Below are 25,446 nucleotides of genomic sequence, written 5' to 3' on the forward strand. Positions count from 1 at the left end.
CGCCCGCCCCCCCCCCCGCGGGGGGGGGGGGGGGGGCCCCCCCCCCCCCCCCCGCTACGACATCTGCCGTTGACGTATTCGGTGTTGACGTGGGTTTACTGCTGGTGCTTGCGGCGGGCGGCGGCCCGGCCGCGGGTCTGCTGGTCGAGCACGACCTTGCGGATGCGCACCGCGGCCGGAGTGACCTCGACGCACTCGTCCTCGCGGCAGAACTCGAGCGCCTGCTCCAGCGAGAGCTTGCGCGGCGGGATCAGGCGCTCGGTGTTGTCGGCGGCCGCGGCCCGCATGTTGGTGAGCTTCTTCTCCTTGGTGATGTTGACGTCCATGTCGTCCTCGCGGGAGTTCTCGCCGACGATCATGCCCTCGTACACCTCGGTGGCCGGCTCGACGAAGAGCTGGCCGCGCTCCTGCAGGTTGATCATGGCGAACCCGGTGACCGCGCCGGCCCGGTCGGCCACCATCGAGCCGTTGCTGCGGGTGCGTAGCTCGCCGAACCACGGCTCGTAGTCCTCGAACAGGTGGTGCATGATGCCGGTGCCGCGGGTCTCGGTGAGGAACTCGGTGCGGAAGCCGATCAGGCCGCGCGCCGGGACCAGCCATTCCATGCGCAGCCAGCCGGTGCCGTGGTTGATCAGCTCTTCCATCCGGCCCTTGCGGGTGGACAGCAGCGTGGTGATGGCGCCCATGTACTCGTCGGGGGCGTCGATCGTCAGCCGCTCGACCGGCTCGTGGACCTTGCCGTCGATGGTCTTGGTGACCACCTGCGGCTTGCCCACGGTGAGCTCGTAGTTCTCGCGGCGCATCTGCTCGACCAGGATGGCCAGGGCGAGCTCGCCACGACCCTGCACCTCCCAGGCGTCCGGCCGCTCGGTGTTGAGGATGCGCAGCGAGACGTTGCCGACCAGCTCGCGGTCGAGGCGGTCCTTGACCATGCGGGCCGTGACCTTGGCCCCCTTGACCTTGCCGACCAGCGGCGACGTGTTGGTGCCGAGGACCATCGAGATGGCCGGCTCGTCGACGGTGATCAGCGGGAGCGGGATCGGGTTCTCCGCGTCGGCCAGGGTCTCGCCGATCATGATGTCGGAGATGCCGGCGACGGCCATGATGTCACCCGGGCCGGCGCTCTCGGCCGGCTTGCGCTCGAGGCCCTCGGTGATCAGCAGTTCCGAGATGCGGACGTTGCTGATCGTGCCGTCGGTCTTGCACCAGGCCACGGTCTGGCCCTTGCGGATCGTGCCCTCGTGCACCCGGCACAGCGCGAGGCGGCCGAGGAAGTTGGAGGCGTCGAGGTTGACGACGTGCGCCTGCAGCGGCGCGCCCTCGGTGTAGGTCGGCGCGGGGATGGTCTCGAGAATGGTGTTGAACAGCACCTCGAGGTCGGTCGCGTCCTCGGGGACGGTGCCGTCCTTGGGCTGGTTGAGCGAGGCGATGCCGTCGCGGGCGCACGCGTAGACGATCGGGAACTCGATCTGGTGCTCGTCGGCGTCGAGGTCGAGGAAGAGCTCGTACGTCTCGTCGACGACCTCCTTGATCCGAGCGTCGGGACGATCGACCTTGTTGATGATCAGGATGATCGGCAGCTTGGCGGCCAGCGCCTTGCGGAGCACGAATCGGGTCTGGGGGAGCGGGCCCTCGGACGCGTCGACGAGCAGGGCAACCCCGTCGACCATCGTGAGCCCGCGCTCGACCTCGCCGCCGAAGTCGGCGTGGCCGGGGGTGTCGATGATGTTGATGGTGACGGGCGCGTCGGCCCCGGTCGGCTGGTAGCTGATCGCCGTGTTCTTGGCGAGAATGGTGATGCCCTTTTCCCGCTCCAGGTCTCCGGAGTCCATGACGCGGTCGGCCATCTCGCCCCGTGCGTGGGACTGGCTCCCCTGGCGCAGCATGGCGTCGACCAGGGTGGTTTTGCCATGGTCGACGTGGGCGATGATGGCGACGTTGCGTAGGTCGGTGCGGGTCTGCATACCACCATTGTCCCCGGAGAAAGTTGCGGTCGCGGGTCGGGGTCGATCGACGTTTCAGTCCTCGTTTAAGGGTGCTGCGCCGGATCGGGACGAAGGGTTAGCGTCCGCCGGCAACAGGTGCTTACGGGGAGGAATGAGATGGCGCGAGGACTCAAGATAGGCGCGGCCGTCGTCGCGCTGGTCATAGCCACCGGCTGCGGGCTGGTCCGCGGTAACGACGACGAGGTGGCGGCTCCGGCGCCGACCGCGGAGTCGGTGGCCCCGTCCGAGGAGCCCGAGCCGATCGCCGAAGTCACCGAGGCGCCGACGCCCGCGCCGGTGGCCACGTCGAAGAAACCGTCGAAGAAGGCCACCACCAGGGCCGCCGAGCCGACCCAGCCCGCGTTCTGGAGCGAGTTGCCGGCCTGTGCGCACTACGACAAGACGAAGCCGGTGCCCAAGAAGACGGTCAAGAAGGCGCTGCGGTCGGCCTCGTCGCGCATCTACTGGCGTACCGAAGCACCGACCTTGAAGTTGAACTATCCGCTGGTCAAGGCCATCGCTTGGCAGGAGAGCGGCTGGCAGACCAACATCCACAACTGTGACGGCGGGACGGGCGTCATGCAGGTCATGCCGGACACCGTGGATTTCGTCAACAACCGGTTCGGCCTGGCCTACGACGCGAAGAACTACAAGGACAACGCGTACGCGGGCGCCAACTACATGGCCTGGTTCACGCGGTGGGCGGGGCAGAACTACTTCAACGAGAACTACAACCTGAGCCCGAGCAGGTGCAAGTCGCACACCTCGTGGTGCCTGCTGAACGTCGTCATCTCGGGTTACAACGCCGGTCAGGGCGGCATCGAGGCGGCGGCGCAGAGCAAGACCCTGCCCAACCCGCAGTACGTGGCGGCGGTGCGCTCGCTGATGAACCGGTGCGAGTGCGACCAGTTCTGACGGCCGAGATACACTGGGAGGCGGAACCCGAGACTCGCCGTTTTGACCGGTTCACCGGCCCGGTTGTAAGGTCTCGGGGTTGTCGTGTGTTGAAGAAGCTGGCGAGCTGCTCTAGCTTGTGCAGCTCACCTTAAGGAGCCTTACGCAATGCCGCCCAAGAAAAAGACTCATGAGGTAACCCTCGCACTTGAGGCGGGTAACGCCGCGATGGTCGACCTCGGCAAGATGCTTGGTCCGACCGGGGCCAACATGCGTGCGGTCAAGGTCGAGTACGACGAGGCGACGGCGAAGAACCGCGGCGAGATCATCCCGGTCATCGTCAGCGTCTTCGAGGACCGCAGCCACTCGCTGGCCTACAAGACGCCGCCCACCAGCTTCCTGATCCGCAAGGCTCTGGGCATCCAGTCGGGCGCGTCCAACCCGCTGACCCAGACCGTGGGCACGCTGAGCCAGACCCAGGTCAAGGAGATCGCCGAGCGCAAGCTCCCCGACCTCAACGCGAACGACATCGATGCCGCGATCCAGATCGTCGCCGGCACCGCCCGCTCCATGGGCGTGAAGCTCGCTTCCTGAACCACCTGAAAACGGGCCCCGGTTTTCCGGGGCCCGTTTTATGCCTTGCCGATGATCTCGTCGATCAGCCCGTACTCGAGGGCCTCCTGGGCGGTGAGGCCGCGCCCGGCCGACAGGTCGTCCTCGATCCGGCTGCGCGACTGCCCGGTGACCTCGACCAGCCGCAGTGTGACCTCTTCGAGTTCGCGCAGGTGCTGCCCGGCGGCCCGGGCGACCTCGTCGGCCGTGCCGGTGACGCCGGTGGACCGGGGTTCGTTGAGCTTGAACCGGGCGTGCCGGTAGGCGGCCCGGCGCTCGGCCGCGGCGAGCAGGGCGACCACGGCCCCGCCGACCTGCGAGGTGACCACCGCGTGCACGGGCGCGGCCATGGCATCGATCACGTCGATGATCGACAGCACGGCCCCGAGCTCGCCGGCCTGGCTGGCCAGGTGCAGTTGCACCGGCGCCGGCCCGGCGGAATCCAGGGTCAGCAGCGCGGCGGCCATCCCGGTGGCGGCCTCGGCCGTGAGCTGGCCCCGGACCAGCACGATTCGCTGGTCGAACAGCTTTTCCTCGAGCCAGCCGGGCATGGCCGGCTGCTGCCACGGTTCCGGCTGCTGGGGCTGGGGCTGGCCCCAGCGCATCGGATCGTGCCGCATCTCCACCGCACACCTCCCGACGCCCGCCGTTCGGAGCCGCGGGCACCTTCACCCTATCCAGCCCCACGAACCCCGACGCCCCCTTCCGCTGAGGGCTGAGGGGCCTCAGGCTCGCCACCGCCAGTTGACCTCGGCCTCGGCCGGGGGAGGGCCGGGCAGGTCGCCCGGCGCGCGCAGGCCGTCGAGCAGCAGAGTCACGTAGCGCCGGCGCAACTCGGTGGTGCGGCCGGCGTCGAGCACCCGGACCGCCGCGCACATGTCGAGCAGCACCGTCATGTCGGCCGGCACGGCACCCGGTCGCATGCGGCCGCGGGCACGCTGGAACAGCGCGTCGCCGAGTTCGCTCGCCCGCATCGCGTCGGCGTTCATCTCGGCCGTGGGGGTGAACGTGCCGGCGAGGTGGACGGTCAGCGAGTGCACGTCGGCCTCCACCACGCCCCGCAGGAACGTCTCGAACGCCGCCCAGTCGTCGGGTTCGCGCGCGGCCTGCTCGGCCTCGGCGATGAACCGGCGCAGCCCTTCGTGGCACAGCGTGCGCAGCAGGTCTTCCTTGCCGGGGTAGCGCCGGTAGAGCGCGCTGATGCCGACGCCGGCGCGCTCGGCGACGGCCGCGATCGGCGCCCGGGCGTCGGCCAGGAACACCTCTCGCGCCGCGGCGAGGATCGTCTCACTGTTGCGGGCGGCCTCGCGCGCCCTGCCTGCCGTCATGGGCCCAGATTACCTCTGGAACGGAACGTTCCGCTCTGCTAGGTTGAAACGGAACGAAGCATTCCGTTCCGAACGGTAGACCGGGAGCCGACATGACCGAGATCCGCCCCTTCCGCATCGCCATCGACCAGGCCGACGTCGACGACCTGCGCGATCGCCTCGCCCGCACCCGGTGGGCCGGCGAGATCCCCGGCCAGGCCTGGCAGCGCGGCGTCCCGGTGGCGTACCTGCGAGAGCTCGCCCGTTACTGGGAGCGCGAGTTCGACTGGCGTGCCGCCGAGGCCCGGCTCAACGAGCTGCCCCAGTTCCTGACCGAGGTCGACGGCCAGACGCTGCACTTCGCGCACATCCGCTCGGCCAACCCCGACGCGGTCCCGCTGCTGATCAGCCACGACTGGCCCGGCTCGTTCGCCCTCTACCTGCCGGTCGTCGAGGCGCTCAGCCCCGACTTCCACCTCGTGCTGGCCAGCAACCCCGGGGTCGCCTTCTCCGGCCCGCTGACCTCGGCGGGCTGGTCGACGGGCCGCAGCGCCGCCGCGCTGGCCGAGGTCATGAGCCGGCTCGGCTACGAGCGGTACGGCGTGCAGGGCAACGGCGGTGGCGCCGCCATCGCCGTCGAGGTGGGGCGTCAACAGCCCGGCCGGGTGATCGGCGTGCACGTCAACGGCCACATCACGTTCCCCTCGGGCGACCCGGCCGAGTTCGAGGGGCTCACCGAGGCCGAGCAGGGCCGGTTGGGCCGCCTCCAGGAGTTCCGCGACGACAAGATGGGCTTCAACGCGATCCAGTCCACGCGCCCGCAGACGCTCGCCTACGGTCTGCACGACTCGCCGGTCGGCCAGCTGGCCTGGATCGTCGAGAAGTTCCAGGAGTGGACCGACCCGGCCGCCGCCCGGCCCGAGGACGCCGTCGACCGCGACCTGCTGCTCACCGACGTGAGCCTCTACTGGTTCACGGGCACGGCGGGCTCGTCGGCCAACCTGTATTACGAGATGGCGCACGACCCGTCGGCGTGGGCCCCGAAAGAGAAGTCGACGGTGCCGCTGGGGGTGGCGCTCGGGGTCACCGACATCACGGTGCGGCGGTTCGCCGAGCGGGACACTCCGGTCACGCACTGGACGGAGCTGCCGGCCGGCGGCAACTTCCTCTCGGCCGAGCAGCCGAAGATGTTCGCCGACGACGTACGCGCGTTCTTCGCCGGGCTGCCGCGGTAATTCTCCCCGTCGCCTGCCCGGCGGTGAGGCGGTCGGCCCGGCGGCATCGCCGGGCAGGCGCTGCGTGACCAGCTGGCCTTCGCCGAGGGCTTCGCGCAACAGATGCGGGACCACCTGGATCAGCACGGTAAAGGGCCGGTAACCGGCTTCGTCTAGAGTCCGGGCATGCCAGGTCCACGCCGCCGGTCGATCCTGATCTCGCGGCTGGCCGACCGGCCGCTGGGCCGCCCGCAGAACGTCATTCTCGACGAGCTGCGCGGCATCATCCTGGACGGGCAGGTGCCGCCGGGTTCCGCCATCCCGGTCGACGCGGTCGCGACCGCCTTCGGCGTGAGCCGGATCCCCGTACGCGAAGCCCTGATGACCTTGATCGGGGAGGGGCTCGTCGATCACCGGCCCAACGGCGGCTACCGCGTGGCCATGATGACCGCGCCGGAGTTCGCCGAGATCTATCTGGTGCGCGAGGCGCTGGAGACGGCCGGGCTGCGGGCGGCCGTGGAGCTGGCGTGCGCGGACGACGACGAACGGGCCCGGGCCGCGCACTCGGCCCTCGACGAGGCGATCCAGGCGTACGACGGAAGGCTCTACCACCGGGAGAGCCGGCGCTTCCACCTGGCGCTGATCCGGCCGTGCCGGATGCGGCGCCTGCTGCACATGCTCGACCTGGCCTGGAACCAGACCGAGCCGCTGCAGCCGATGTCACATCTGGACAGTGCCGAACGCGAGCTGCTGCACGCCGATCACGCGGGCATGCTCGCCGCCTTCTGCGCGCGCGATCCCGACGCGCTGATCGCGGTGTTCGCGACCCACCACCATCGGCTGCAGGCCGCGATCGGGGCCTTGCCGCAGGACACCGGGCTGTTCGAGCCGGAAGATATACAGTTCCGCTCATCCATGTGAAACAGCCGATACCTAGCGTCACGGCTATGGCCGACATCACCACGAGCAAGCCCGAGGACCTGGTCGAAGCCGCCGGCATGCCGGTCGGCAGCGGCGTCATCAAACCCTCCTACGATCCGCGCCTGACCAACGAGGACCTGGCGCCCCTGCGGAATCAGCACTGGGGCTCCTACAACATCTTCGCCTTCTGGATGTCCGACGTGCACAGCGTCGGCGGCTACGTGACCGCGGGCAGCCTGTTCGCGCTGGGCCTGTCGAGCTGGCAGGTGCTGGTGTCGCTGGTCGTCGGCATCACCATCGTCTACTTCTTCTGCAACCTGGTCGCCAAGCCGAGCCAGGTCACCGGCGTGCCGTACCCGGTGATCAACCGGGCCGCGTTCGGGGTGCTCGGGGCCAACGTGCCGGCGATCATCCGCGGGGCGATCGCGGTCGCCTGGTACGGCATCCAGACCTACCTGGCCTCGGCCGCCCTCGACATCGTGGTTCTCAAGTTCTGGCCCGGTCTGGCCCCGTACGCCGATGTCGACCAGTACGGGTTCCTCGGCCTGCCGCTGCTCGGCTGGTGCACGTACGCGCTGCTCTGGGTCCTTCAGGCGGCCGTGTTCTGGACCGGCATGGAGACGATCCGCAAGTTCATCGACTTCTGCGGCCCGGCCGTCTACGTCGTCATGGTGCTGCTCTGCGGCTACCTGATCTACAAGGCGGGCTGGAGCGAGATCGACCTCAACCTGGGTGACGTGAAGTACCACGGCTGGGACGCGGTGCCGGTCATGCTGGGCGCCATCGCGCTCGTGGTGTCGTACTTCTCGGGCCCGATGCTCAACTTCGGTGACTTCTCGCGCTACGGCCGGTCGTTCAGCGCCGTGAAGAAGGGCAACCTGCTCGGCCTGCCGCTGAACTTCCTGTTCTTCGCGATCCTCGTGGTCGTCACCGCCTCGCTGACCCTGCCGGTCTTCGGCGAGCTGATCACCGATCCGGTCGAGACCGTGTCGCGCATCGACAGCACGTTTGCGATCGCCCTCGGCGCGCTGACCTTCACCATCGCCACCATCGGCATCAACATCGTCGCCAACTTCATCTCGCCCGCGTTCGACTTCTCCAACGTCAGCCCGCAACGGATCAGCTGGCGGGCCGGCGGCATGATCGCCGCGGTCGGCTCGGTGCTGCTGACCCCCTGGAACCTCTACAACAACCCGGATGTCATCCACTACACGCTCGAGACCCTGGGCGCCTTCATCGGCCCGCTGTTCGGCGTGCTGATCGCCGACTACTACCTGATCCGCCGCCAGCAGATCGACGTCGACGCGCTGTTCACGATGTCGCCCGAGGGCCGATACCACTACAAGAAGGGCTACAACCCGCCGGCGATCATCGCGACCGCGGTCGGCGCGGTCATCGCGATGGTGCCGGTGCTGTGGACCGGCGGGCCGGGCATGCGCACCACCGCGCAGTACAGCTGGTTCATCGGCATGGGCCTCGGCTTCGTGGTCTATCTGCTGCTGGCGGCCCGGTTCCGCGTCGCCGGGACGAGCGGCGCCGACCGGGTGCTCAAGGGCTGACATGCGGATCCGCGTCATCAACCCCAACACCACGGAGTCGATGACCGCGCTGATCGCGGCGAGTGCCCGGGCCGTCGCCGGTCCGGGCACCGTCGTCGAGGCGGTCACCCCGGCGATGGGGCCGGCGTCGATCGAGAGTCACTACGACGAGGCCCTGGCGGTCCCCGGCATCCTGCAGGCGATCGCTTCGGCGCCCGAGGCCGACGGTTTCGTGCTCGCCTGCTTCGGCGATCCCGGGCTCGACGCGGCCCGGGAGCTGGCGGTGGGTCCGGTGGTCGGCATCGCCGAGGCGGCGATGCACGCGGCCACGCTGGTCGGTCGCGGCTTCAGCGTGGTCACGACCCTTTCCCGTACGCGGGGGAGAGCGCACGATCTGGCCGGGCGCTACGTCGGCGCGGGCGCCTGCCGCGGGGTGCACGCCTGTGACATCCCGGTTCTGGATCTCGAGCGCGACCCCGGCGTGCTCGATCGGGTGGTCGAGGTGGCCCGGGCCGCGCTCGACCGGGACGACTCCGACGTGATCGTGCTGGGCTGCGCGGGCATGGCCGACCTGTGCGCCCGGGCCTCGGCCGAACTCGGCGTCCCGGTCATCGACGGGGTGGCGGCGGCCACCGTGCTGGTGCAGTCGCTGGTCGCCTTGGGCGTGCGCACGTCGAAGCGCGGCGAGTACGCCCCGCCACCGGCCAAGCCGTACACGGGCCCGTTGACCGGGTTCGGGATCACGTCCGGCTGAGGCGGGCGCTCTTCTCGGCGTACATCGCGGCGTCGGCCGCCGCCAGCAGGGCGTCCGCGTCGGGCTGGGCGAGACCGCCGGCCGCGGCCAGGCCGACGCTCACCCCGATCGGATAAAGATCGGTTCCCCGGCGTACGGGCTCCGCGGCCAGCCCGCGCAGGCGTTCAGCCAGCAAGCGGGCGTCCTGGTCGCCGGTCACGTCACCGGCGAGCACCACGAACTCGTCGCCGCCGAGGCGCGCGGCCACGTCGCCCGGGCGCAGAGCAGCCTCCAGGCGGCGGGCGAACTCGACCAGCACGGCATCGCCGGCCGCGTGCCCGTACCGGTCGTTGACCTCCTTGAAGCCGTTGAGGTCGAGGTAGAACAGCACCGGGCCGAAGCCGTCGCCGCGCGGGCCGTCGCCGCGCGGCCCGGACAGCGTGTGTTCCAGCAGCGAGTGCAGCGTCGGGCGGTTGGCCAGGCCGGTCAGCTGGTCGTGCCCGGCCTGATGGGCCAGCGCGGCCCGGATGCGTTCCTGCTCGCGCACCACGAAGACGAAGCGCACCAGGACGAGCGTCGTCATCAGCACCACCGAGACGACCAGCGACACCCGGCTGAGCGTGGTCTCGAGGGTGTGCAGCCCGGCCGTCGTCGGCAGCACCACCAGAGCGATCCCCAGGAAGACGACCCGGGCCGGGTGCAGGCGCTGCTCGCGGGACACCCGGTCGGCGATCCGGTCGGCGTCGCGGTGCACGACGGCGGCCACGAGCAGGCTGTTGGCCAGCAGCAGCACGCCGTCGAGGCGGTCGGTCTGGAGCGTCTCGGACAGCCCGGGGAACAGCTCCGGCAGCGTCGAGATGCCGACGTCGCCGATCAGGGTCAGGGCGAGCGCGCCGACCAGGTACGGCGTCGGGCCGCGCTTGGTGCCCGGCGTGAGCACGAGTATCGCGGTCGCGGCGAACAGCAGCACGTCGCCGAACGGATAGAACGCGGACACCACGATCTGGAGCGACAGCCGTTCGTGCTCGGCGGCCGGCAGGATGACGAACTGCCAGCACAGCCAGGCCATGACCGTCGCCATGACCAGGCCGTCGAGCATGCCCTCGCGCAGCCGGCCGGGAGCGCGCAACTGGGTCAGCCGCACCAGCCCGGCCGCCAGCAACGGGTAGCCGGCGAGCCACAGCAGGTCGGACGGGGTGACCGTGTCCGTGTCGCCGATGATCCAAGTGAGGGCGTCGAAGAGCAGATCGCCGGCGAGCCAGACCGACAGCGCGGCCACGATGAACGCGTATCCCGAGCGGGTCGGGCCCCGCAGCGTGCGCAGCCGCACCCAGGCCAGGGCGACCAGGACCGCGAACGCCGCCAGGTACGACCAGTGTGCCGCCGAAGTGCCCGGCGCTACTGCGGAAACCGCGCCGGCCGGCAGGGCAAACGTCGGCACCAGGAGGGCCGGCACACGTCTCATACCCTCCTCATCGGCACGGGCGAGCTGCGCTCAAGGCAACTACCAGCCGCGGTCACGCCATTCGGCCAGGTGGGGACGCTCTTTGCCGAGCGTCGAGTCGTTGCCGTGGCCCGGATAGAACCAGGTCTCGTCGGGCAGCCGGGTGAACAGCTTGAGCTCGACGTCGTTGAGCAGCGACTCGAAGTTCTCCTTGTTGCCACGCGTGTTGCCGACGCCACCGGGGAACAGGCTGTCACCGGTGAACAGGTGGCCGACGCCGTTCGGGTCGTGGAAGAGCAGGGCGATCGAGCCGGGCGTGTGGCCGACCAGGTGGATCACCTCGAGGGCGTGCTCGCCGACCGCGATCAGGTCGCCCTCGCGCACGGTGCCGGTGACCACGGGGATGCCGTCCGCGTCGGCGGCGTGCGCCAGCGAGGCGGCGCCGGTGGCCTCGACCACCTCGGCCAGAGCCTGCCAGTGGTCGCCGTGGCGGTGGGTGGTGACAACCGTCTCCAGCCCGGGCTCGCCGACCAGCTCGAGCAACGTCGGCGCGTCGTCGGCCGCGTCGATCAGGATCTGCTCGTCGCCGCTGCGCAGCAGGTAGGCGTTGTTGTCCATCTCGCCCACCGACACCTTGGTGATCGTCAAGGAGCCCAGGTCACGGACGGCGGGCGCGCCGCCGCGCCGCACCTCTCCGGTGTACGCCATCACTTCCACCTCGTCGGGGTCGGGAGCTCGCCGTCGGGCGAGACGGTGAGGTCGGCGCCGTCGCCCCGGCCGGTCAGCCAGGCCGCGATCGACTTGGTCGGGCCGCCGACCACCGGCGCGTCCGCCGCGTCGCCGATCGTCAGCACGTGCTCGATGCCGTAGGGGCGCAGCTGCAGAGGGTGCGCGTCCGCGCCGGCCCCGGCGACGATCTCGCGCAGCAGCCGCAGCGCGAACGCGTCCGACCAGTCGGCCGGCGTGTACCCCAGCCCCAGGTCGACGTGGTGCACGGTCACCTCGCGCAACCTGGTCCACGGCACTGCCGCAGCCGATTGCCCCAGCCAGGGCAGGAAGACCGCCCATCCCTCGGCCGGCAGAGCCGCCCCGGCGTCGGCGAAGCGCTCGTGCGCGGCGCGGATGTCCTCCAGCTGTTCGCGCAGCGGCCGGCCGGCGCCGTCGTTGATGCCGGCCTCGCGCTCCTCCGGTGACGCGTACGGCGGGGTCTCGACCCCGGTGCGGGCCGTGATCAGCAGATTCGTCAGGGCGTCGGCGTTGCGGGCCACATGGGTCAGCACGTGCCCGACCGTCCACCCGGGCAGCAGCGACGGCGAGCCGACAGCTGCCGGATCGAGGTCGGCCGCCGTGCGCAGCAGGTCGTCGGTGGCTCGGTCGACGTCCGTCAGCAGAACCAGCGGATCCATCGTCATGACGGACCGCACCGAGCGAAGCGAGGGCCGGTACGGCATGACAGCTGAAATCGAGTCACCCCGACGACCCTAGCGGAGAGGAAATCACTTTCGCCGGGGTAGCCGCGACCGTACCGTCGGTGCAGACGCGTCGACCAGATCCCGCGAAGGAGGTGGGGAGCGTGCTGTTCGTCCTGGCGTCCCTTCACCCGGAGGCCTTGGGCTGACCCACGGTCAGGCCGCCTCCCGTCCCGAAACGGGTTCACCCATGTCGCACGATCTGTCCCAGCTCGGCTGGGACGAGTTCCTCGTATCCGCATACCGTCCCTACGACCGCTCCGACGCCACCGCGGGCCGCGTGCTGCGCGCCGACCGGGGCGTCTGCACCGTCCTCGGCCAGGACGGCGTCGCCCGGGCCAGCCTCGGCGGCAGTGTGCTGCTCAAAGCGGCGAAAGACCCGGCGCTGCTGCCCTGCGCCGGCGACTGGGTGGTGCTGCGGCACTGGCCCGACCGGCGGACCACGATCGAGGCTGTCCTGCCCCGGCGCACCTGCCTGGTGCGCCGCACCTCCGACAAGGACAGCACCGGCCAGGTTCTCGCCGCGAACATGGACACCGTCGCCGTGGTCGAGCCGATCCACCCCGAACCGGACGACGCGCGCATCGAGCGCCTGCTCGCCCTGGCCTGGGAGTCCGGCGCCCGGCCGCTGCTGGTGCTGACCAAGGCCGACACGTCGGCCGACCCCGAGGCGATCAGCCGGCAGATCGCCGGGATCGCGCCGGGTGTGCCGGTGGTCGCGGTCAGCGCGCGGCTCTCGCTCGGCGTCGAGCAACTTCGCGCGTACGCCGGGAAGGGTCGCACCCTGGCGTTGCTGGGGCGCTCCGGCGCGGGCAAGTCGACGCTTGTCAACGCGCTGGCGGGCACGCCGGTCATGCCCGTGCAGCAGATCCGCGACGTCGACGGCAAGGGGCGGCACACCACCGCGTACCGCAATCTGGTTCTGCTGCCGGGCGGCGGCGCCGTGCTGGACACGCCGGGCATCCGGGGGGTCGGTCTGCTCGACACCGCGGAGGGCCTGGCCCGGGCGTTCGCCGACATCACCGGGGTGGCCGCGCGGTGCCGCTTCGACGACTGCCGGCACGAGACCGAGCCCGCCTGCGCGGTGGCCCGGGCGGTGGCCGACGGCACACTGGCCCCGCGGCGGCTGGCCAGCTGGCGCAAGTTGCGACACGAGATCGAGGTCGAGTCGGCGCGGCAGTCGGCCCGCCTGACCGGGGCGGCCGGGCACCGCCGCAGGCGTTCCTGACGCATCCCTCTGTCACAATGCACCGGTGCGTGCGGTGGAGGAAGTCGTCGAAGGCAAGGCCGAACCCCGGCCCGAGCCGCCGGCGCCGCGGCGTTCCCGGGCCGACCTTGGGGCAGGGCTGAGCTATCTGTCGCTCGCCGTGCTGGTGATGATCCAGCTCTGGCGCGACCCGAGCGGCCGGGTGCTGGCCAGCAACGACGACGACCACGGGGTCTTCCAGTTCTTCCTGGCCCACGGCGAGCGGGTGCTCTTCCACGGCGACAACCCGCTGTTCAGCGACCGCATCAACGTGCCCGACGGCGTCAACATGATGGCCAACACCTCGGTGCTGGCCGTGAGCCTGCCGTTCGCGCCGGTCACGCACTTCTTCGGGCCGGCCGTCGCGGTCGTGCTGCTGCTCACGCTCGGCCTGGCCGGCACGGCCTTCGCCTGGTATTGGGTGCTGTCGCGCCACCTGGTGACCAGCCGGGTCGCGGCCTGGATCGGCGGCCTGTGGTGCGGCTTCGCGCCGACGATGATCTCGCACGCCAACGGCCATGTGAACTTCGTCAGTCAGTGGGTGCTGCCGTTCATCGTCTGGCAGGTGCTGCGGCTGCGCGAGCCCGGCCGGCAGTGGCGCGGCGGCGTCGTCCTCGGCCTGCTGATCGTGCTGCAGGTCTTCATCAACGAGGAGAGCCTGCTCTTCACCGCGATGGCCCTGGGCGTGTTCGTCATCGCGTACGCCCTGATGGCCCCGGCCCGGGCCCGGCAGGACGCGCGGCATCTGCTCGCCGGCCTCGGGGTGGCGGCCGCGGTGGCCGGCGCTCTGCTGGCCTATCCGCTGTGGTTCCAGTTCTTCGGTCCGGGCAACTACAGCGGCCAGCCGTTCGCCCCCGACAAGTACGCGACCGACCTCGCCTCGCTGGTCGGGTTCGCCCGGCAGTCATTGGCCGGCAACGCCGAGCTCACCCGGCGGATGAGCGTCAGCGGCACGGAGGACAACGTGTTCTTCGGCCCGGTCGGCTTCGTGATGATCGTGGCGTCGGTGGTGGTGCTGTGGCGTTCGGTGGCCGCCCGCGCCACCGCGATCGCCGCCCTCGTCCTGCTGGTCGCCTCGATGGGCCCCACCCTCGTCGTCCTCGGCCACCGCACGTCCGTCCCGCTGCCGTTCGGGCTGGTCAGCCACGTGCCGATCATCGACCTGGTCAGCGTCACCCGGTTCGCCATGGTGCCCGCGACCATCGCCGGCGTGCTCCTCGCGCTGGCCACCGACCGCGTGCGCGGCTTCACGCCGCGCGGGCGCCGGCTGTGGCAGGTGGGCCTCGTGCTCGCCCTGGTGCCGTTGTTCCCCAAGCCACTGCCGGTCGTCGAGGCCGACCCGCTGCCGCCGTTCATCGCCGAGGGCACCTGGCGGCAGTACGTGACCGACGACCGCAGCCTGGTCACGGTGCCGCTGCCCGAGGTCACCACGGGCCGGGCGGGCGTGCGCTGGTCGGCGCAGACCCTGCTCGACTACCGGTCCCCGCGCGGCTACTTCATGGGCCCGGTCGCCCCGCCGCTCGACCGCACCGGATCGTGGAACGCGCCGCGCCGGTTCACCTCCGACCTGCTGTGGCGGGTGCGCGAGTACGGCGTACGCCCCCCGCTGACCGCGGGCGACAAGGCCCGGATCACCGAAGACCTGATCTTCTGGCGGGCCGCTGTGGTGGTTCTGGTGCCCGGCAGCCGCAACGAGGGACCGCTGCTCGACACGCTCACGGCCGCGCTCGGCCCGCCTCAGCAGGTGGGCGGCGTACGCCTGTGGGACGTACGCTTCTTGCCTGTTCCACCGAACGAGTGACCCTGTCCAACCACCCCGGGCCATCACCCCTTCAGCGGAATCAAAAGCCGATTACCCGGCCGGGAGTGCGGGAATTAGCGCGATGTGACAAGCGCTGCACGTAGGCGGCGCTGTCGGCGGCAAAACTTGTCGTACCCCATGGCTAGAGTGGCCGCGGCTCTGCTCTTTTCAAACACCTGTACGGAGAGGCTGGCTGGTGGCCGACCGTTTGACTATTAGAGGCGCGCGCGAGCACAACCTGCGCGACGTCAGCTTGGACCTGCCCCGCGACGCCCTGATCGTGTTCACCGGTCTGTCCGGCTCCGGCAAGTCCAGCCTCGCGTTCGACACGATCTTCGCCGAGGGGCAGCGTCGCTACGTCGAGTCCCTGTCGTCGTACGCGAGGCAGTTCCTCGGGCAGATGGACAAGCCCGACGTCGACTTCATCGAGGGCCTGTCCCCGGCGGTGTCCATCGACCAGAAGTCGACCTCGCGCAACCCGCGCTCGACGGTCGGCACCATCACCGAGGTCTACGACTACCTGCGCCTGCTGTTCGCGCGCACGGGCATCCCGCACTGCCCGGTCTGCGGCGAGCGGATCAGCAAGCAGACCCCGCAGCAGATCGTCGACCGCGTCCTCGAGATGGACGAGGGCACCCGTTTCATGGTCCTCGCCCCGGTCATCCGCGGCCGCAAGGGCGAATACATCGACCTGTTCGCCGACCTGCAGGCCAAGGGCTACGCCCGGGCCCGGGTCGACGGCGTGGTCCACCCGCTGACCGAGCCGCCGAAGCTGAAGAAGCAGGAGAAGCACACCATCGAGGTGGTGGTCGACCGGCTCAGCGTCAAGGCGGCCGGCAAGCAGCGGCTCACCGACTCGATCGAGTCCGCGCTCGGCCTGGCCGGCGGCATCGTGCTGCTCGACTTCGTCGACCTGCCGGAGGACGACCCGCAGCGCGAGCGCCGCTTCTCCGAGCACCTGGCCTGCCCGAACGACCACCCGCTGGCCATCGAGGACCTCGAGCCCCGGGTGTTCTCGTTCAACGCCCCGTACGGCGCGTGTCCCGAGTGCACCGGCCTGGGCACCAAGAAAGAGGTCGACCCCGAGCTGCTCATCCCGGACGAGGAGCGCAGCATCCGCGAGGGCGCGATCCAGCCGTGGTCCGGCGGTCAGACCCAGGAATACTTCCTGCGCCTGCTCGAGGCGCTGGCCAAGGCCGAGAAGTTCAGCGTCGACACACCGTGGCGGCAGCTGCCCAGCCGGGCGCAGAAGATGATCCTGCACGGCTCGGAAGACCAGGTCCACGTGCGCTACCGGAACAAGTACGGCCGCGAGCGGTCCTACTACACCGGCTTCGAGGGCGTGGTGCAGTGGATCGAGCGGCGGCACAACGACACCGAGAGCGACTGGTCGCGCGACAAGTACGAGGGCTACATGCGCGACGTGCCCTGCCCGGTCTGCGGCGGCTCCCGGCTCAAGCCCGAGGTGCTGGCCGTGACGATCGCCGGCAAGAGCATCGCCGAGGTCTGCAACCTGTCGATCGGTGACTGCGCCGACCTGCTGGCGAGCATCGCGCTCGACGACCGGCAGAAGATGATCGCCGAGCGGGTCCTCAAAGAGATCAACGCCCGGCTGCGGTTCCTGGTCGACGTGGGCCTGGAATACCTGTCGCTCGACCGTGGCGCGGGCACGCTCTCGGGCGGCGAGGCGCAGCGCATCCGGCTCGCCACCCAGATCGGGTCCGGCCTGGTGGGCGTGCTCTACGTGCTCGACGAGCCGTCGATCGGCCTGCATCAGCGCGACAACCACCGGCTCATCGAGACCCTGGTGCGGCTGCGCGACCTGGGCAACACGCTGATCGTGGTCGAGCACGACGAGGACACCATCCGCACCGCCGACTGGATCGTCGACATCGGCCCGGGGGCCGGCGAGCACGGCGGTCACATCGTGCACAGCGGCTCGGTCGAGGGCCTGCTGAAGAACCGGAAGTCGCCCACCGGGGCCTACCTGTCAGGCCGCAAGTCGATCCCGACGCCGGCCGGCCGCCGCCCGCAGATCCCAGGCCGCGAACTGGTCGTGCAGGGCGCCCGCGAGCACAACCTGCGCGGCCTCACCGTGGGCTTCCCGCTCGGGCAGTTCATCGCGGTCACCGGTGTCAGCGGCTCGGGCAAGTCGACCCTGGTCAACGACATCCTCTACACCGTGCTGGCCAACCAGATCAACGGCGCCCGCATGGTGCCGGGCCGGCACACCCGCATCACCGGCCTCGAGAACGTCGACAAGGTCGTCGGCGTCGACCAGTCGCCGATCGGCCGCACGCCGCGGTCCAACCCGGCGACGTACACGGGTGTCTTCGACAACATCCGCAAGCTGTTCGCCGAGACGACCGAGGCCAAGGTGCGCGGCTACGGCCCGGGCCGGTTCTCGTTCAACGTCAAGGGCGGCCGCTGCGAGAACTGCGCGGGCGACGGCACGATTAAGATCGAGATGAACTTCCTGCCCGACGTCTACGTCCCGTGCGAGGTGTGCAAGGGCGCCCGCTACAACCGCGAGACGCTCGAGGTGCACTACAAGGGCAAGACGATCTCCGAGGTGCTCGAGATGCCGATCGAAGAGGCGGCGACCTTCTTCGAGCCGATCACGTCGATCCACCGCCACCTCAAGACGCTGGTCGACGTCGGCCTGGGCTACGTGCGTCTCGGCCAGCCGGCGCCGACGCTGTCCGGTGGTGAGGCGCAGCGCGTCAAGCTGGCGTCCGAGCTGCAGAAGCGGTCGACCGGCAAGACGGTCTACGTGCTCGACGAGCCGACCACCGGTCTGCACTTCGAGGACATCCGCAAGCTGCTGCTGGTGCTCAACGGCCTGGTCGACAAGGGCAACACGGTGATCACCATCGAGCACAACCTCGATGTGATCAAGAACGCCGACTGGCTGATCGACATGGGCCCCGAGGGCGGCAGCAAGGGCGGCCTGGTGCTGGCCACCGGCACGCCGGAAGAGTTGGCCGAGGTGCCCGAGAGCCACACCGGTCAGTTCCTGCGTCACATGCTGGGCCTCGAGGGTGAGGGCAAGGGCGCTCCGGACGCCACGGCCCGGGCCGCCAAGGCCAACGGCAGCCCGGCCAAGGCCGCACCCCGGGCCCGGACGACGCGGTCGCGGGCCAAGGCGGCTGTCTGACCTTCAGCAACATCACAGGTGACTCAAAGCTACGAAGCCCGGTCGAGGACATAGCCTCGACCGGGCAGTGCTTTGTGCGGGGCAAAAGCCGACGAACCCCACCAGAAGTCCGCACCCGGCACCGGATATTTTCGCGGTACGCCTGAACTCGGCGAGCCGCGCCAGCGTATGTAGAGGCGACGCCGTGTGACCACTCACGCGGACCAGGCACTGGAGGACAACCGATGACAGACGTGCAGACCACGACCGACGCCGAGCTCCACGAGGAGGAGCCCGGACGTCCGCGTTCGGCCAAGACGCGCCGTGTGGTCCTGCTCGGCGCCGGTGCGGCAGGCGCCACGGCCGTCCTGGCGGCCTGCGGCACGGGCACCTCGTCCACCAACAGCAACGGCACCGACTTCAGCAACAACCCCGGCCCGGCCGGCAGCAACGGCCCCGGCGGGAGCGACGGCGGCTCGGGCGACAACGGCGGGGGCGCAGCCCTCGCGGCCGTGGGCGACGTGCCCGAGGGTGGCGGCATCATCGCCGGCGACTTCGTGATCACGCAGCCGGTGGCCGGCACCTTCAAGGCGTTCAGCAAGGTGTGCACGCACGCCGGCTGCGACGTCAACAAGATCGACGGTGGCCAGATCTCGTGCCCCTGCCACAACAGCAGGTTCTCGATCGAGACGGGGGAGCCGACCTCGGGGCCGGCGACCAAGGCGCTGCCCGCGACCGAGGTCAAGGTGGACGGCGACAACATCGTCGCGGCCTAGATCTCCGATGATTCCCGGGCCGGAGGTCCGCGCCGTGGCGGCGGCGACGGACCTCCGGTCGGGTAATCATGTCAGTCCCCCGGATTACTGTTGAGCCTGTGCCAGACCCCTCCAGCTACCGCCCCGCGCCGGGCACCATTCCCGAGTCGCCGGGCGTCTACCGCTTCCGCGACCCGGGCGGCCGTGTCATCTACGTGGGCAAGGCCAAGAATCTGCGGAACCGGCTGAATTCGTACTTCGCCGACACCTGGTCGCTGCACGCGCGTACCCAGCAGATGGTCACCACCGCCTCCAGCGTGGACTGGGTGACTGTCGGCACCGAGGTCGAGGCGCTGCAGCTCGAGTTCTCCTGGATCAAAGAGTTCGACCCGCGCTTCAACGTGAAATACCGGGACGACAAGTCCTATCCGTTCCTCGCGGTGACGCTCAACGAGGAATTCCCGCGGCTCCAGGTGATGCGCGGCGCCAAGCGCAAGGGTGTGCGCTACTTCGGCCCCTACTCCCACGCCTGGGCCATCCGCGAGACGCTCGACCTGCTGCTCCGCGTCTTCCCGGCGCGCACCTGCTCGAGCGGTGTCTTCAAGCGCGCCGGCCAGATCGGCCGCCCCTGCCTGCTCGGCTACATCGGCAAGTGCTCGGCCCCCTGCGTCGGCACGGTCTCGGCCGAGCAGCACCGCGCCATCGTCGACGACTTCTGCGACTTCATGGCCGGGCGCACCGACACGTTCGTCAAGCGGCTCGAACGCGACATGATGCAGGCCTCCGAAGAGCTCGAGTTCGAGCGGGCGGCCCGCCTGCGCGACGACATCGCCGCCCTGCGCCGCGCGATGGAGAAGCAGACCGTCGTGCTCGGCGACGGCACCGACGCCGACGTGGTCGCCTTCGCCGAGGACCCGCTCGAGGCGGCCGTCCAGGTCTTCCACGTGCGTGACGGGCGGGTGCGGGGCCAGCGCGGCTGGGTCGTCGAGAAGGTGGAAGACCTGACCACCGGCGACCTGGTCCACCACTTCTGCAGCCAGGTCTACGGCGGCGAAGAGGGCGAGGGCGACGTGCCGCGCGAGGTGCTCGTGCCCGCGCTGCCCGACGACGCCGGCGCCCTGGCCGACTGGCTCTCCGAGCACCGGGGCAGCCGGGTCTCGCTGCGCGTGCCGCAGCGGGGCGACAAGCGGTCGCTGATGGAGACGGTGTCCCGCAACGCGGGCGAGGTGCTGCAACGCCACAAGCTGCGCCGGGCCGGCGACCTGACCACCCGCAGCAAGGCCCTCGACGAGATCGCCGAGGCGCTCGGGCTCGACTCGGCGCCGCTGCGCATCGAGTGTTTCGACGTGTCCCAGATCCAGGGCACCGACGTGGTGGCCTCGATGGTCGTCTTCGAGGACGGCCTGGCCCGCAAGAGCGAATACCGGCGCTTCGCCATCCGCGGCAACCCCGACGGCAGCGGCACCGACGACCTGGCGGCAATGAGCGAGGTGATGCGGCGGCGGTTCGCCCGCTTCCGCGCCCAGCCGGGCGCCGACGCCCCGCGCGACCACCCTGACGATCCCGACGACCTGAGCGTGGCAGATCTGGACGACGCGGACGTGGGTGCGGTCGGCTCGGAGACGGCCGCTGTGGGCTGGGCCGAGGCGGCCGCGGCCGGCGAAGCGGCGGCTCTTGAGGCGATTGCTGAGGGTGCGACCGGTGAAGCGGCGTCTGCTGGAGGTGCGACCGGTGGAGAGCTGGCTGCTGGTGGAGCAATCGCGGGTGGGACGACCGGTGGGACGACCGCTGGGGGAGTGATGGCGGCTGGGCCTGGTGAGGGCGACGAGGTAGCCACCGCCGACCTGCCCGGCATCGACCCGTTGACCGGACGCCCCCGCCGTTTCGCCTACCCGCCGCAACTCGTCGTCGTCGACGGCGGCCAGCCTCAGGTCAACGCGGTGGCCGCCGTCCTCTCCGACCTGGGCATCACCGACGTGGCGCTGTGCGGCCTGGCCAAGCGGCTGGAAGAGGTCTGGCTGCCCGGCGACGACTTCCCGGTGATCCTGCCGCGCACCTCCGAGGCGCTCTACCTGTTGCAACGCGTCCGCGACGAGGCCCACCGCTTCGCCATCACGTTCCACCGCCAGCGCCGCTCGAAGCGAATGACCGCCTCGGCGCTCGACAACGTGCCCGGCCTGGGCGAAACCCGGCGCAAGGCACTGCTGCGCCACTTCGGCTCGCTCAAACGAGTGTCCGCCGCGACCCCCGAAGAGATCACCGAGATCCCCGGCATCGGCCGCCGCACAGCCGAGGCGCTGCTGGCCGCGCTCAACCCCGAGCCCGCCCAGCCGGCCGACACCGGCAACGCGGACCCCGGCCCGGTGCCGGCCGGGGGCGCCGGTCGCACGAAGGCCGGCGCCAACCGCTCGAAGGCCCCCCGGCCCGAGGCGCAGCCGCACCACTAGCCACAGTCGTCCGGTCACCGCCGCCACCACCGAGCGGTGACCGGCCTGCGCTCCCTGTGGACAGCGCCCAGCCCGTATCGCCGTGCCTGTGGACAACCCGAAGCCTGATCGTCCGGAAGAACGTAGGGTCGGCCCCGATCGGGAGGGAGGGTGATCAGACCCGTCGCTGGAGCCCGAAGCGCGCTGGTCGGTTCGCAGCCCGGTGGAAATTCGCGGCGTGGGTCAGCCAGTCGAGATCGCCGGTTGCGTCGGCGTCTCCATGGACCGCGGACAGCCGCGGCACCGATCGGATGGATGACAGGCGTCCGAGGGGATGCCGGTGCCGGCTTCGGCCTAGGATGTTGTGTCCGCCGGGGGCGCGGGCGAAGCGACGCTGGGAGGCGTGCGTGACGGAGTCGATGCCGGAGTTCGTGGCCGACGCGACCGATCCTGACGAGGTGGCCACCGACCTGGTGGTCGTGACCGGGGTCTCCGGCGGTGGGCGCAGCACAGTCGCCCGCGCGCTGGAGAACGTCGGTTTCTACGTGGTCGACAACCTGCCCCAGGCGCTCATGCTCGACATGGCCCAGCTCGCGTTTCAGGCCGGGGGCGCGGCCCGGCGTACGGCCATGGTGCTCGACGTCCGCAGCCGGGCGTTCTCGACCGACCTCGCCGGGGCCATCCACGCCCTGCACGAACGGGGCTTCTCGCCGCGGGTCGTCTTCGTCGACGCCGAGGACGACGTGCTGATCCGCCGCTTCGAGTCGGTGCGCCGCTCGCATCCCCTCCAGGGTGACGGCCGCCTCGCCGACGGCATCGCGGCCGAGCGCAAGCTGCTGGCCGAGGCCCGTGAGCAGTCCGATGTGATCATCGACACCAGCCATCTCAACGTGAACCAGCTCCGCCGCCGCGTCGAGGAGCTGTTCGGCGGCGAGGACGTGCGCCGGCTGCGCATCACCGTGCTGTCCTTCGGCTTCAAGTACGGCCTGCCGCCGGACGCCGACTACGTGATGGACGCCCGGTTCCTGCCCAACCCGTTCTGGGTGCCCGATCTGCGCGACCACACCGGCCTGGAAGAGGCGGTGAGCACCTACGTCCTCGATCAGGAGGGCGCGGGTGACTTCGTGAAGACGTACGCCGGGCTGATCGCGGCCACCGCGTCCGGGTTCGAGCGCGAGGGCAAGCGCTACCTGACTGTCGCCGTCGGCTGCACCGGTGGCAAGCACCGCAGCGTCGCGATCACCGAAGAGCTGACCGCCCAGCTGCGCGACATGCGTCTCTCGGCCCATTCCTCCCACCGCGACCTGGGGCGGGAGTGACCATGCCCCCCGTACGGGTGGTGGCCTTCGGCGGTGGCCACGGGCTCAGCGCGTCGCTGCGGGCCCTGCGCAGCAGCGCCGCCCAGCTCGAGCTCGACATCACCGCCGTGGTCACGGTCGGCGACGACGGCGGTTCCAGCGGCCGGCTGCTGGCCGAGCGGGACGCGCTGCTGCCGCCCGGCGACCTGCGCCAGGCCCTGGCCGCGCTGGCCGACGACCAGCCGATCACCCAGCGCACCGCCCGGCTGCTGCAGTACCGGTTCGCCGAGATTCCGGCGGTCCGCGGCGAGGGCAACGATCCGCTGGTGGGGCACGCCGTGGGCAACCTGCTGCTGCTCGGCCTCATGGAGATGCTGGGCGATCCGGTGCAGGCGCTCGACCAGGCGGCCGCGATGGTGGGCGCTCGCGGGCGGGTGCTGCCGATGGCCCGGCACGCGATCGGCATCGAGGCCGACGTCCGCGGCGCCGACCCGCAGCGTCCCCACGAGGTCGTCACCGTCCGGGGCCAGCACGCCGTCGCGGTCGCGCACGGTCACGTCGAAGCCGTCCGCATCGACCCGGCCGACCCGCCGGTCTGCGCCCAGGCCATCGCCGCTATCGACGAGGCGGACTGGTTGATCTTTGGGCCGGGCAGCTGGTTCACCAGCGTGCTGCCACACCTGATGGTGCCGGGTCTGGCCGAGGCGATCATGAAAAGCTCGGCCCGGCGGCTGGTGACGCTCAACCTGGCCACCGAGAACGAGACGCTCGGCCTCTCGGCCGCCGACCACCTGGCCGCCCTGCACTGGTATCTGCCCGGCCTGCGGGTCGACACGGTGGTTGCCGACGAGCGTTGGGTGGGGGAGACCGAACCCGTCCGGCGGGCCGCGGAAGCTCTGGGCGCCCGCCTGGTGTTGGCACCCGTGGCCGTTGCGGACGGCAGTCCCAGGCATGATCCTGAGTCGTTGGGGGTTGCCCTGGTGCCTGTCCTGGGCGCCGATCGTTAAAGCAAGGGCGTAATGCGGCACTTACTGTTCAAGATCCGGCGCATGAGGTGACAACACGATGGCTATGACGGCAGCGGTCAAGGATGAGCTGAGCCGGGTCGACGTGCCCAAGCCCTGCTGCCGGCGGGCCGAGATGGCGGCCCTTCTCCGGTTCGCGGGCGGCCTGCACATCGTCTCCGGACGGGTGGTGGTCGAGGCCGAACTCGACACCGGCGCGGTGGCCCGGCGGCTGCGGCGCGAGATCGCCGACGTCTACGGCTACCCCAGCGAGGTGCACGTGCTGGCCTCGGGCGGGCTGCGCAAGGGCAGCCACTACATCGTGCGCATCGTCAAGGACGGTGAGGCGCTGGCCCGGCAGACCGGCCTGCTCGACGTGCGCGGCCGTCCCGTCCGGGGCCTGCCGCCGCACGTGGTCTCGGCCAACGTCTGCTGTGCGGTCGCCGCGTGGCGGGGCGCGTTCATGGCCCACGGCTCGCTCACCGAACCGGGCCGCTCCAGCGCGCTCGAGATCACCTGCCCCGGTCCGGAGGCCGCGCTGGCGTTGCGCGGCGCGGCCCGGCGCATCGGCATCACCGCCAAGGACCGCGAGGTGCGCGGCGTCGACCGGGTGGTCATCAAGGACGGCGACGCGATCGCCGCGCTGCTCACCCGGATCGGGGCGCACTCCAGCGTGCTGGCCTGGGAGGAGCGGCGGGTTCGGCGTGAGGTGCGCGCCACGGCCAACCGGCTGGCCAACTTCGACGACGCGAACCTGCGCCGCTCGGCGCGCGCCGCGGTGGCGGCGGCGGCCCGGGTCACCCGAGCCCTCGAGATCCTGGCCGACGAGGCTCCCAACCACCTCACCTCGGCCGGGCAGTTGCGGCTGGAGCACCGGCAGGCGTCGCTGGAGGAGTTGGGCGCGCTGGCTGACCCGCCGCTGACGAAGGATGCGATCGCCGGCCGTATAAGGCGTCTGCTCGCCCTCGCCGACAAGCGCGCCCGTGACCTGGGAATTCCCGACACCGAAGCCGCCGTGACCCCGGAGATGATGGCCTGCTGACCTAGCTCCCTGACAAGATGACGTGTGCCAACATGTCGCTTGTTCAGTTGATGCTGATTCGGCCACGCGAAAGCCTCTTACAACAACGCTCAAAAGCCCGGAAGACTCCCTCGCCATGGGAAGCATTCAGGAACTTGAGCAAAGGGTGACGGCAGTGGAAAAGGAGCAGAAGGAGGTGCGAACCTTGGCGGCGGGCGCGAGTCAGGACGTGTCGGATTACAAGGCGGCCCTCCAGGGGCACACCAGTTCGCTGAACGCTCTCCGCGAGACGCAACTGGAGCAGGCCGCGGACTTGAAGAACCTGTCCTCGGACTTGAAGAACGTGTCCGCGGACATCAAGAACGTGTCCTCGACGGTGGAGAAGGTGCTCGCCGAGTTGAAGGTCATGCGAGAGGCGCAGTTCCAGCAGGTGGCCGACATGCGGACGATGCGGGACACGCAGACCCGGCACTACGTCGACCAGCAGCAGCGCTTCACCACGGTTGAGGTGGGCCTGGACCTTGTCAGGGAGTCGCTTCGGCGCTCCGATGGAGGATCCGAGAACGCCGAGTCTGGTCTTGGCGGCTGAGTAACAACTTCCGGCCCCGGCGGGTGACCACCGGGGCCGGGCCGGAAGCTGTT

General features: G+C 70.4%; 21 protein-coding genes. 15 read left to right on the forward strand and 6 right to left on the reverse strand.

Annotation, left to right across the window (positions count from 1 at the left end):
- Positions 1-95: 95 nt before the first annotated feature.
- Positions 96-1,964, reverse strand: a complete 1,869-nt coding sequence (gene typA, locus LXN57_RS27495) for a translational GTPase TypA (protein WP_251801121.1) — start codon at positions 1,962-1,964, stop codon at positions 96-98.
- Between the two features lie 138 nt (positions 1,965-2,102).
- On the opposite strand from typA, the gene LXN57_RS27500 reads away from it, so the two are divergent.
- Positions 2,103-2,900 carry a transglycosylase SLT domain-containing protein gene (locus LXN57_RS27500; protein WP_251801122.1) on the forward strand — a complete coding sequence of 266 codons (798 nt, stop codon included), beginning with the start codon at positions 2,103-2,105 and terminating at the stop codon, positions 2,898-2,900.
- 147 nt (positions 2,901-3,047) lie between these two features.
- Complete coding sequence (locus LXN57_RS27505; protein WP_221381832.1) at positions 3,048-3,473, forward strand: uL11 family ribosomal protein; 426 nt, start codon at positions 3,048-3,050, stop codon at positions 3,471-3,473.
- Between the two features lie 38 nt (positions 3,474-3,511).
- Here the strand turns inward: LXN57_RS27505 and LXN57_RS27510 are convergent, their stop codons facing one another.
- Complete coding sequence (locus LXN57_RS27510; protein WP_251801123.1) at positions 3,512-4,111, reverse strand: ATP-dependent Clp protease proteolytic subunit; 600 nt, start codon at positions 4,109-4,111, stop codon at positions 3,512-3,514.
- 105 nt (positions 4,112-4,216) lie between these two features.
- Positions 4,217-4,819 (reverse strand): TetR/AcrR family transcriptional regulator, encoded by a 603-nt coding sequence (locus LXN57_RS27515; RefSeq protein WP_251801124.1) that lies wholly within the window; start codon positions 4,817-4,819, stop codon positions 4,217-4,219.
- Between the two features lie 92 nt (positions 4,820-4,911).
- On the opposite strand from LXN57_RS27515, the gene LXN57_RS27520 reads away from it, so the two are divergent.
- The 4 genes from LXN57_RS27520 to LXN57_RS27535 all read left to right on the forward strand — a co-directional run bounded on the left by LXN57_RS27520 (position 4,912) and on the right by LXN57_RS27535 (position 9,225).
- Positions 4,912-6,033 (forward strand): epoxide hydrolase family protein, encoded by a 1,122-nt coding sequence (locus LXN57_RS27520; RefSeq protein WP_251801125.1) that lies wholly within the window; start codon positions 4,912-4,914, stop codon positions 6,031-6,033.
- Positions 6,034-6,198: 165 nt separating this feature from the next.
- On the forward strand, positions 6,199-6,933 hold the full coding sequence (locus LXN57_RS27525; RefSeq protein ID WP_251801126.1) for a GntR family transcriptional regulator: 735 nt from the start codon (positions 6,199-6,201) through the stop codon (positions 6,931-6,933).
- A gap of 26 nt (positions 6,934-6,959) precedes the next feature.
- Positions 6,960-8,492 (forward strand): NCS1 family nucleobase:cation symporter-1, encoded by a 1,533-nt coding sequence (locus LXN57_RS27530; RefSeq protein ID WP_251801127.1) that lies wholly within the window; start codon positions 6,960-6,962, stop codon positions 8,490-8,492.
- A gap of 1 nt (position 8,493) precedes the next feature.
- Entirely contained in the window at positions 8,494-9,225 is a 732-nt protein-coding gene (locus LXN57_RS27535) for an aspartate/glutamate racemase family protein (protein ID WP_251801128.1), read from the forward strand.
- Here LXN57_RS27535 and LXN57_RS27540 read toward each other — a convergent pair.
- From LXN57_RS27540 to LXN57_RS27550, 3 genes are read right to left on the reverse strand one after another with little or no spacing between them, the layout of a single operon-like run.
- Positions 9,212-10,669 (reverse strand): GGDEF domain-containing protein, encoded by a 1,458-nt coding sequence (locus tag LXN57_RS27540; RefSeq protein ID WP_251801129.1) that lies wholly within the window; start codon positions 10,667-10,669, stop codon positions 9,212-9,214. The two genes, LXN57_RS27535 and LXN57_RS27540, sit on opposite strands and share 14 nt — an antisense overlap.
- A gap of 39 nt (positions 10,670-10,708) precedes the next feature.
- Positions 10,709-11,356 (reverse strand): MBL fold metallo-hydrolase, encoded by a 648-nt coding sequence (locus LXN57_RS27545; RefSeq protein WP_251801130.1) that lies wholly within the window; start codon positions 11,354-11,356, stop codon positions 10,709-10,711.
- Positions 11,356-12,060, reverse strand: coding sequence for a maleylpyruvate isomerase family mycothiol-dependent enzyme (locus LXN57_RS27550; protein WP_251801131.1), 705 nt, complete (start codon positions 12,058-12,060; stop codon positions 11,356-11,358). Before LXN57_RS27550 ends, LXN57_RS27545 begins: the two co-directional genes overlap by 1 nt.
- A 247-nt stretch (positions 12,061-12,307) precedes the next feature.
- Here LXN57_RS27550 and rsgA point away from each other — a divergent pair, with 247 nt between their 5' ends.
- The 9 genes from rsgA (at position 12,308) to LXN57_RS27595 (ending at position 25,393) form a co-directional block, all read left to right on the forward strand.
- A complete protein-coding gene (gene rsgA, locus LXN57_RS27555) occupies positions 12,308-13,345 on the forward strand; it encodes a ribosome small subunit-dependent GTPase A (protein ID WP_251801132.1) in 1,038 nt (345 codons plus the stop codon).
- A gap of 25 nt (positions 13,346-13,370) precedes the next feature.
- On the forward strand, positions 13,371-15,164 hold the full coding sequence (locus tag LXN57_RS27560) for a DUF6311 domain-containing protein (protein ID WP_251801133.1): 1,794 nt from the start codon (positions 13,371-13,373) through the stop codon (positions 15,162-15,164).
- A 196-nt stretch (positions 15,165-15,360) separates the two neighbouring features.
- A complete protein-coding gene (uvrA, locus tag LXN57_RS27565; RefSeq protein ID WP_251801134.1) occupies positions 15,361-18,321 on the forward strand; it encodes an excinuclease ABC subunit UvrA in 2,961 nt (986 codons plus the stop codon).
- Positions 18,322-18,545: 224 nt separating this feature from the next.
- Positions 18,546-19,076, forward strand: coding sequence for a Rieske (2Fe-2S) protein (locus LXN57_RS27570; protein WP_251801135.1), 531 nt, complete (start codon positions 18,546-18,548; stop codon positions 19,074-19,076).
- A gap of 98 nt (positions 19,077-19,174) precedes the next feature.
- Entirely contained in the window at positions 19,175-21,502 is a 2,328-nt protein-coding gene (uvrC, locus tag LXN57_RS27575; RefSeq protein WP_251801136.1) for an excinuclease ABC subunit UvrC, read from the forward strand.
- A gap of 398 nt (positions 21,503-21,900) precedes the next feature.
- Positions 21,901-22,800 carry an RNase adapter RapZ gene (gene rapZ / locus LXN57_RS27580; protein WP_251801250.1) on the forward strand — a complete coding sequence of 300 codons (900 nt, stop codon included), beginning with the start codon at positions 21,901-21,903 and terminating at the stop codon, positions 22,798-22,800.
- Between the two features lie 2 nt (positions 22,801-22,802).
- Positions 22,803-23,786 carry a gluconeogenesis factor YvcK family protein gene (locus LXN57_RS27585; RefSeq protein ID WP_251801137.1) on the forward strand — a complete coding sequence of 328 codons (984 nt, stop codon included), beginning with the start codon at positions 22,803-22,805 and terminating at the stop codon, positions 23,784-23,786.
- Between the two features lie 58 nt (positions 23,787-23,844).
- On the forward strand, positions 23,845-24,825 hold the full coding sequence (gene whiA / locus LXN57_RS27590; RefSeq protein ID WP_221381814.1) for a DNA-binding protein WhiA: 981 nt from the start codon (positions 23,845-23,847) through the stop codon (positions 24,823-24,825).
- A gap of 154 nt (positions 24,826-24,979) precedes the next feature.
- Positions 24,980-25,393 carry a hypothetical protein gene (locus LXN57_RS27595; protein ID WP_251801138.1) on the forward strand — a complete coding sequence of 138 codons (414 nt, stop codon included), beginning with the start codon at positions 24,980-24,982 and terminating at the stop codon, positions 25,391-25,393.
- The last annotated feature ends 53 nt before the right edge of the window (positions 25,394-25,446 follow it).

Origin of the sequence: Paractinoplanes hotanensis (assembly GCF_023717965.1) — a bacterium.
GTDB classification, from domain to species: Bacteria; Actinomycetota; Actinomycetes; order Mycobacteriales; family Micromonosporaceae; genus Actinoplanes; species Actinoplanes polyasparticus.

Excerpts from the sequence above, each read along its gene's own strand:
- typA (WP_251801121.1), bottom strand. The coding sequence starts at position 1,964 with ATGCAGACCCGCACCGACCTACGCAACGTCGCCATCATCGCCCACGTC.
- LXN57_RS27500 (WP_251801122.1), top strand. The coding sequence starts at position 2,103 with ATGGCGCGAGGACTCAAGATAGGCGCGGCCGTCGTCGCGCTGGTCATA.
- LXN57_RS27505 (WP_221381832.1), top strand. The coding sequence starts at position 3,048 with ATGCCGCCCAAGAAAAAGACTCATGAGGTAACCCTCGCACTTGAGGCG.
- LXN57_RS27510 (WP_251801123.1), bottom strand. The coding sequence starts at position 4,111 with ATGCGGCACGATCCGATGCGCTGGGGCCAGCCCCAGCCCCAGCAGCCG.
- LXN57_RS27515 (WP_251801124.1), bottom strand. The coding sequence starts at position 4,819 with ATGACGGCAGGCAGGGCGCGCGAGGCCGCCCGCAACAGTGAGACGATC.
- LXN57_RS27520 (WP_251801125.1), top strand. The coding sequence starts at position 4,912 with ATGACCGAGATCCGCCCCTTCCGCATCGCCATCGACCAGGCCGACGTC.
- LXN57_RS27525 (WP_251801126.1), top strand. The coding sequence starts at position 6,199 with ATGCCAGGTCCACGCCGCCGGTCGATCCTGATCTCGCGGCTGGCCGAC.
- LXN57_RS27530 (WP_251801127.1), top strand. The coding sequence starts at position 6,960 with ATGGCCGACATCACCACGAGCAAGCCCGAGGACCTGGTCGAAGCCGCC.
- LXN57_RS27535 (WP_251801128.1), top strand. The coding sequence starts at position 8,494 with ATGCGGATCCGCGTCATCAACCCCAACACCACGGAGTCGATGACCGCG.
- LXN57_RS27540 (WP_251801129.1), bottom strand. The coding sequence starts at position 10,669 with ATGAGACGTGTGCCGGCCCTCCTGGTGCCGACGTTTGCCCTGCCGGCC.
- LXN57_RS27545 (WP_251801130.1), bottom strand. The coding sequence starts at position 11,356 with ATGGCGTACACCGGAGAGGTGCGGCGCGGCGGCGCGCCCGCCGTCCGT.
- LXN57_RS27550 (WP_251801131.1), bottom strand. The coding sequence starts at position 12,060 with ATGACGATGGATCCGCTGGTTCTGCTGACGGACGTCGACCGAGCCACC.
- rsgA (WP_251801132.1), top strand. The coding sequence starts at position 12,308 with ATGTCGCACGATCTGTCCCAGCTCGGCTGGGACGAGTTCCTCGTATCC.
- LXN57_RS27570 (WP_251801135.1), top strand. The coding sequence starts at position 18,546 with ATGACAGACGTGCAGACCACGACCGACGCCGAGCTCCACGAGGAGGAG.
- rapZ (WP_251801250.1), top strand. The coding sequence starts at position 21,901 with ATGCCGGAGTTCGTGGCCGACGCGACCGATCCTGACGAGGTGGCCACC.
- LXN57_RS27585 (WP_251801137.1), top strand. The coding sequence starts at position 22,803 with ATGCCCCCCGTACGGGTGGTGGCCTTCGGCGGTGGCCACGGGCTCAGC.
- whiA (WP_221381814.1), top strand. The coding sequence starts at position 23,845 with ATGGCTATGACGGCAGCGGTCAAGGATGAGCTGAGCCGGGTCGACGTG.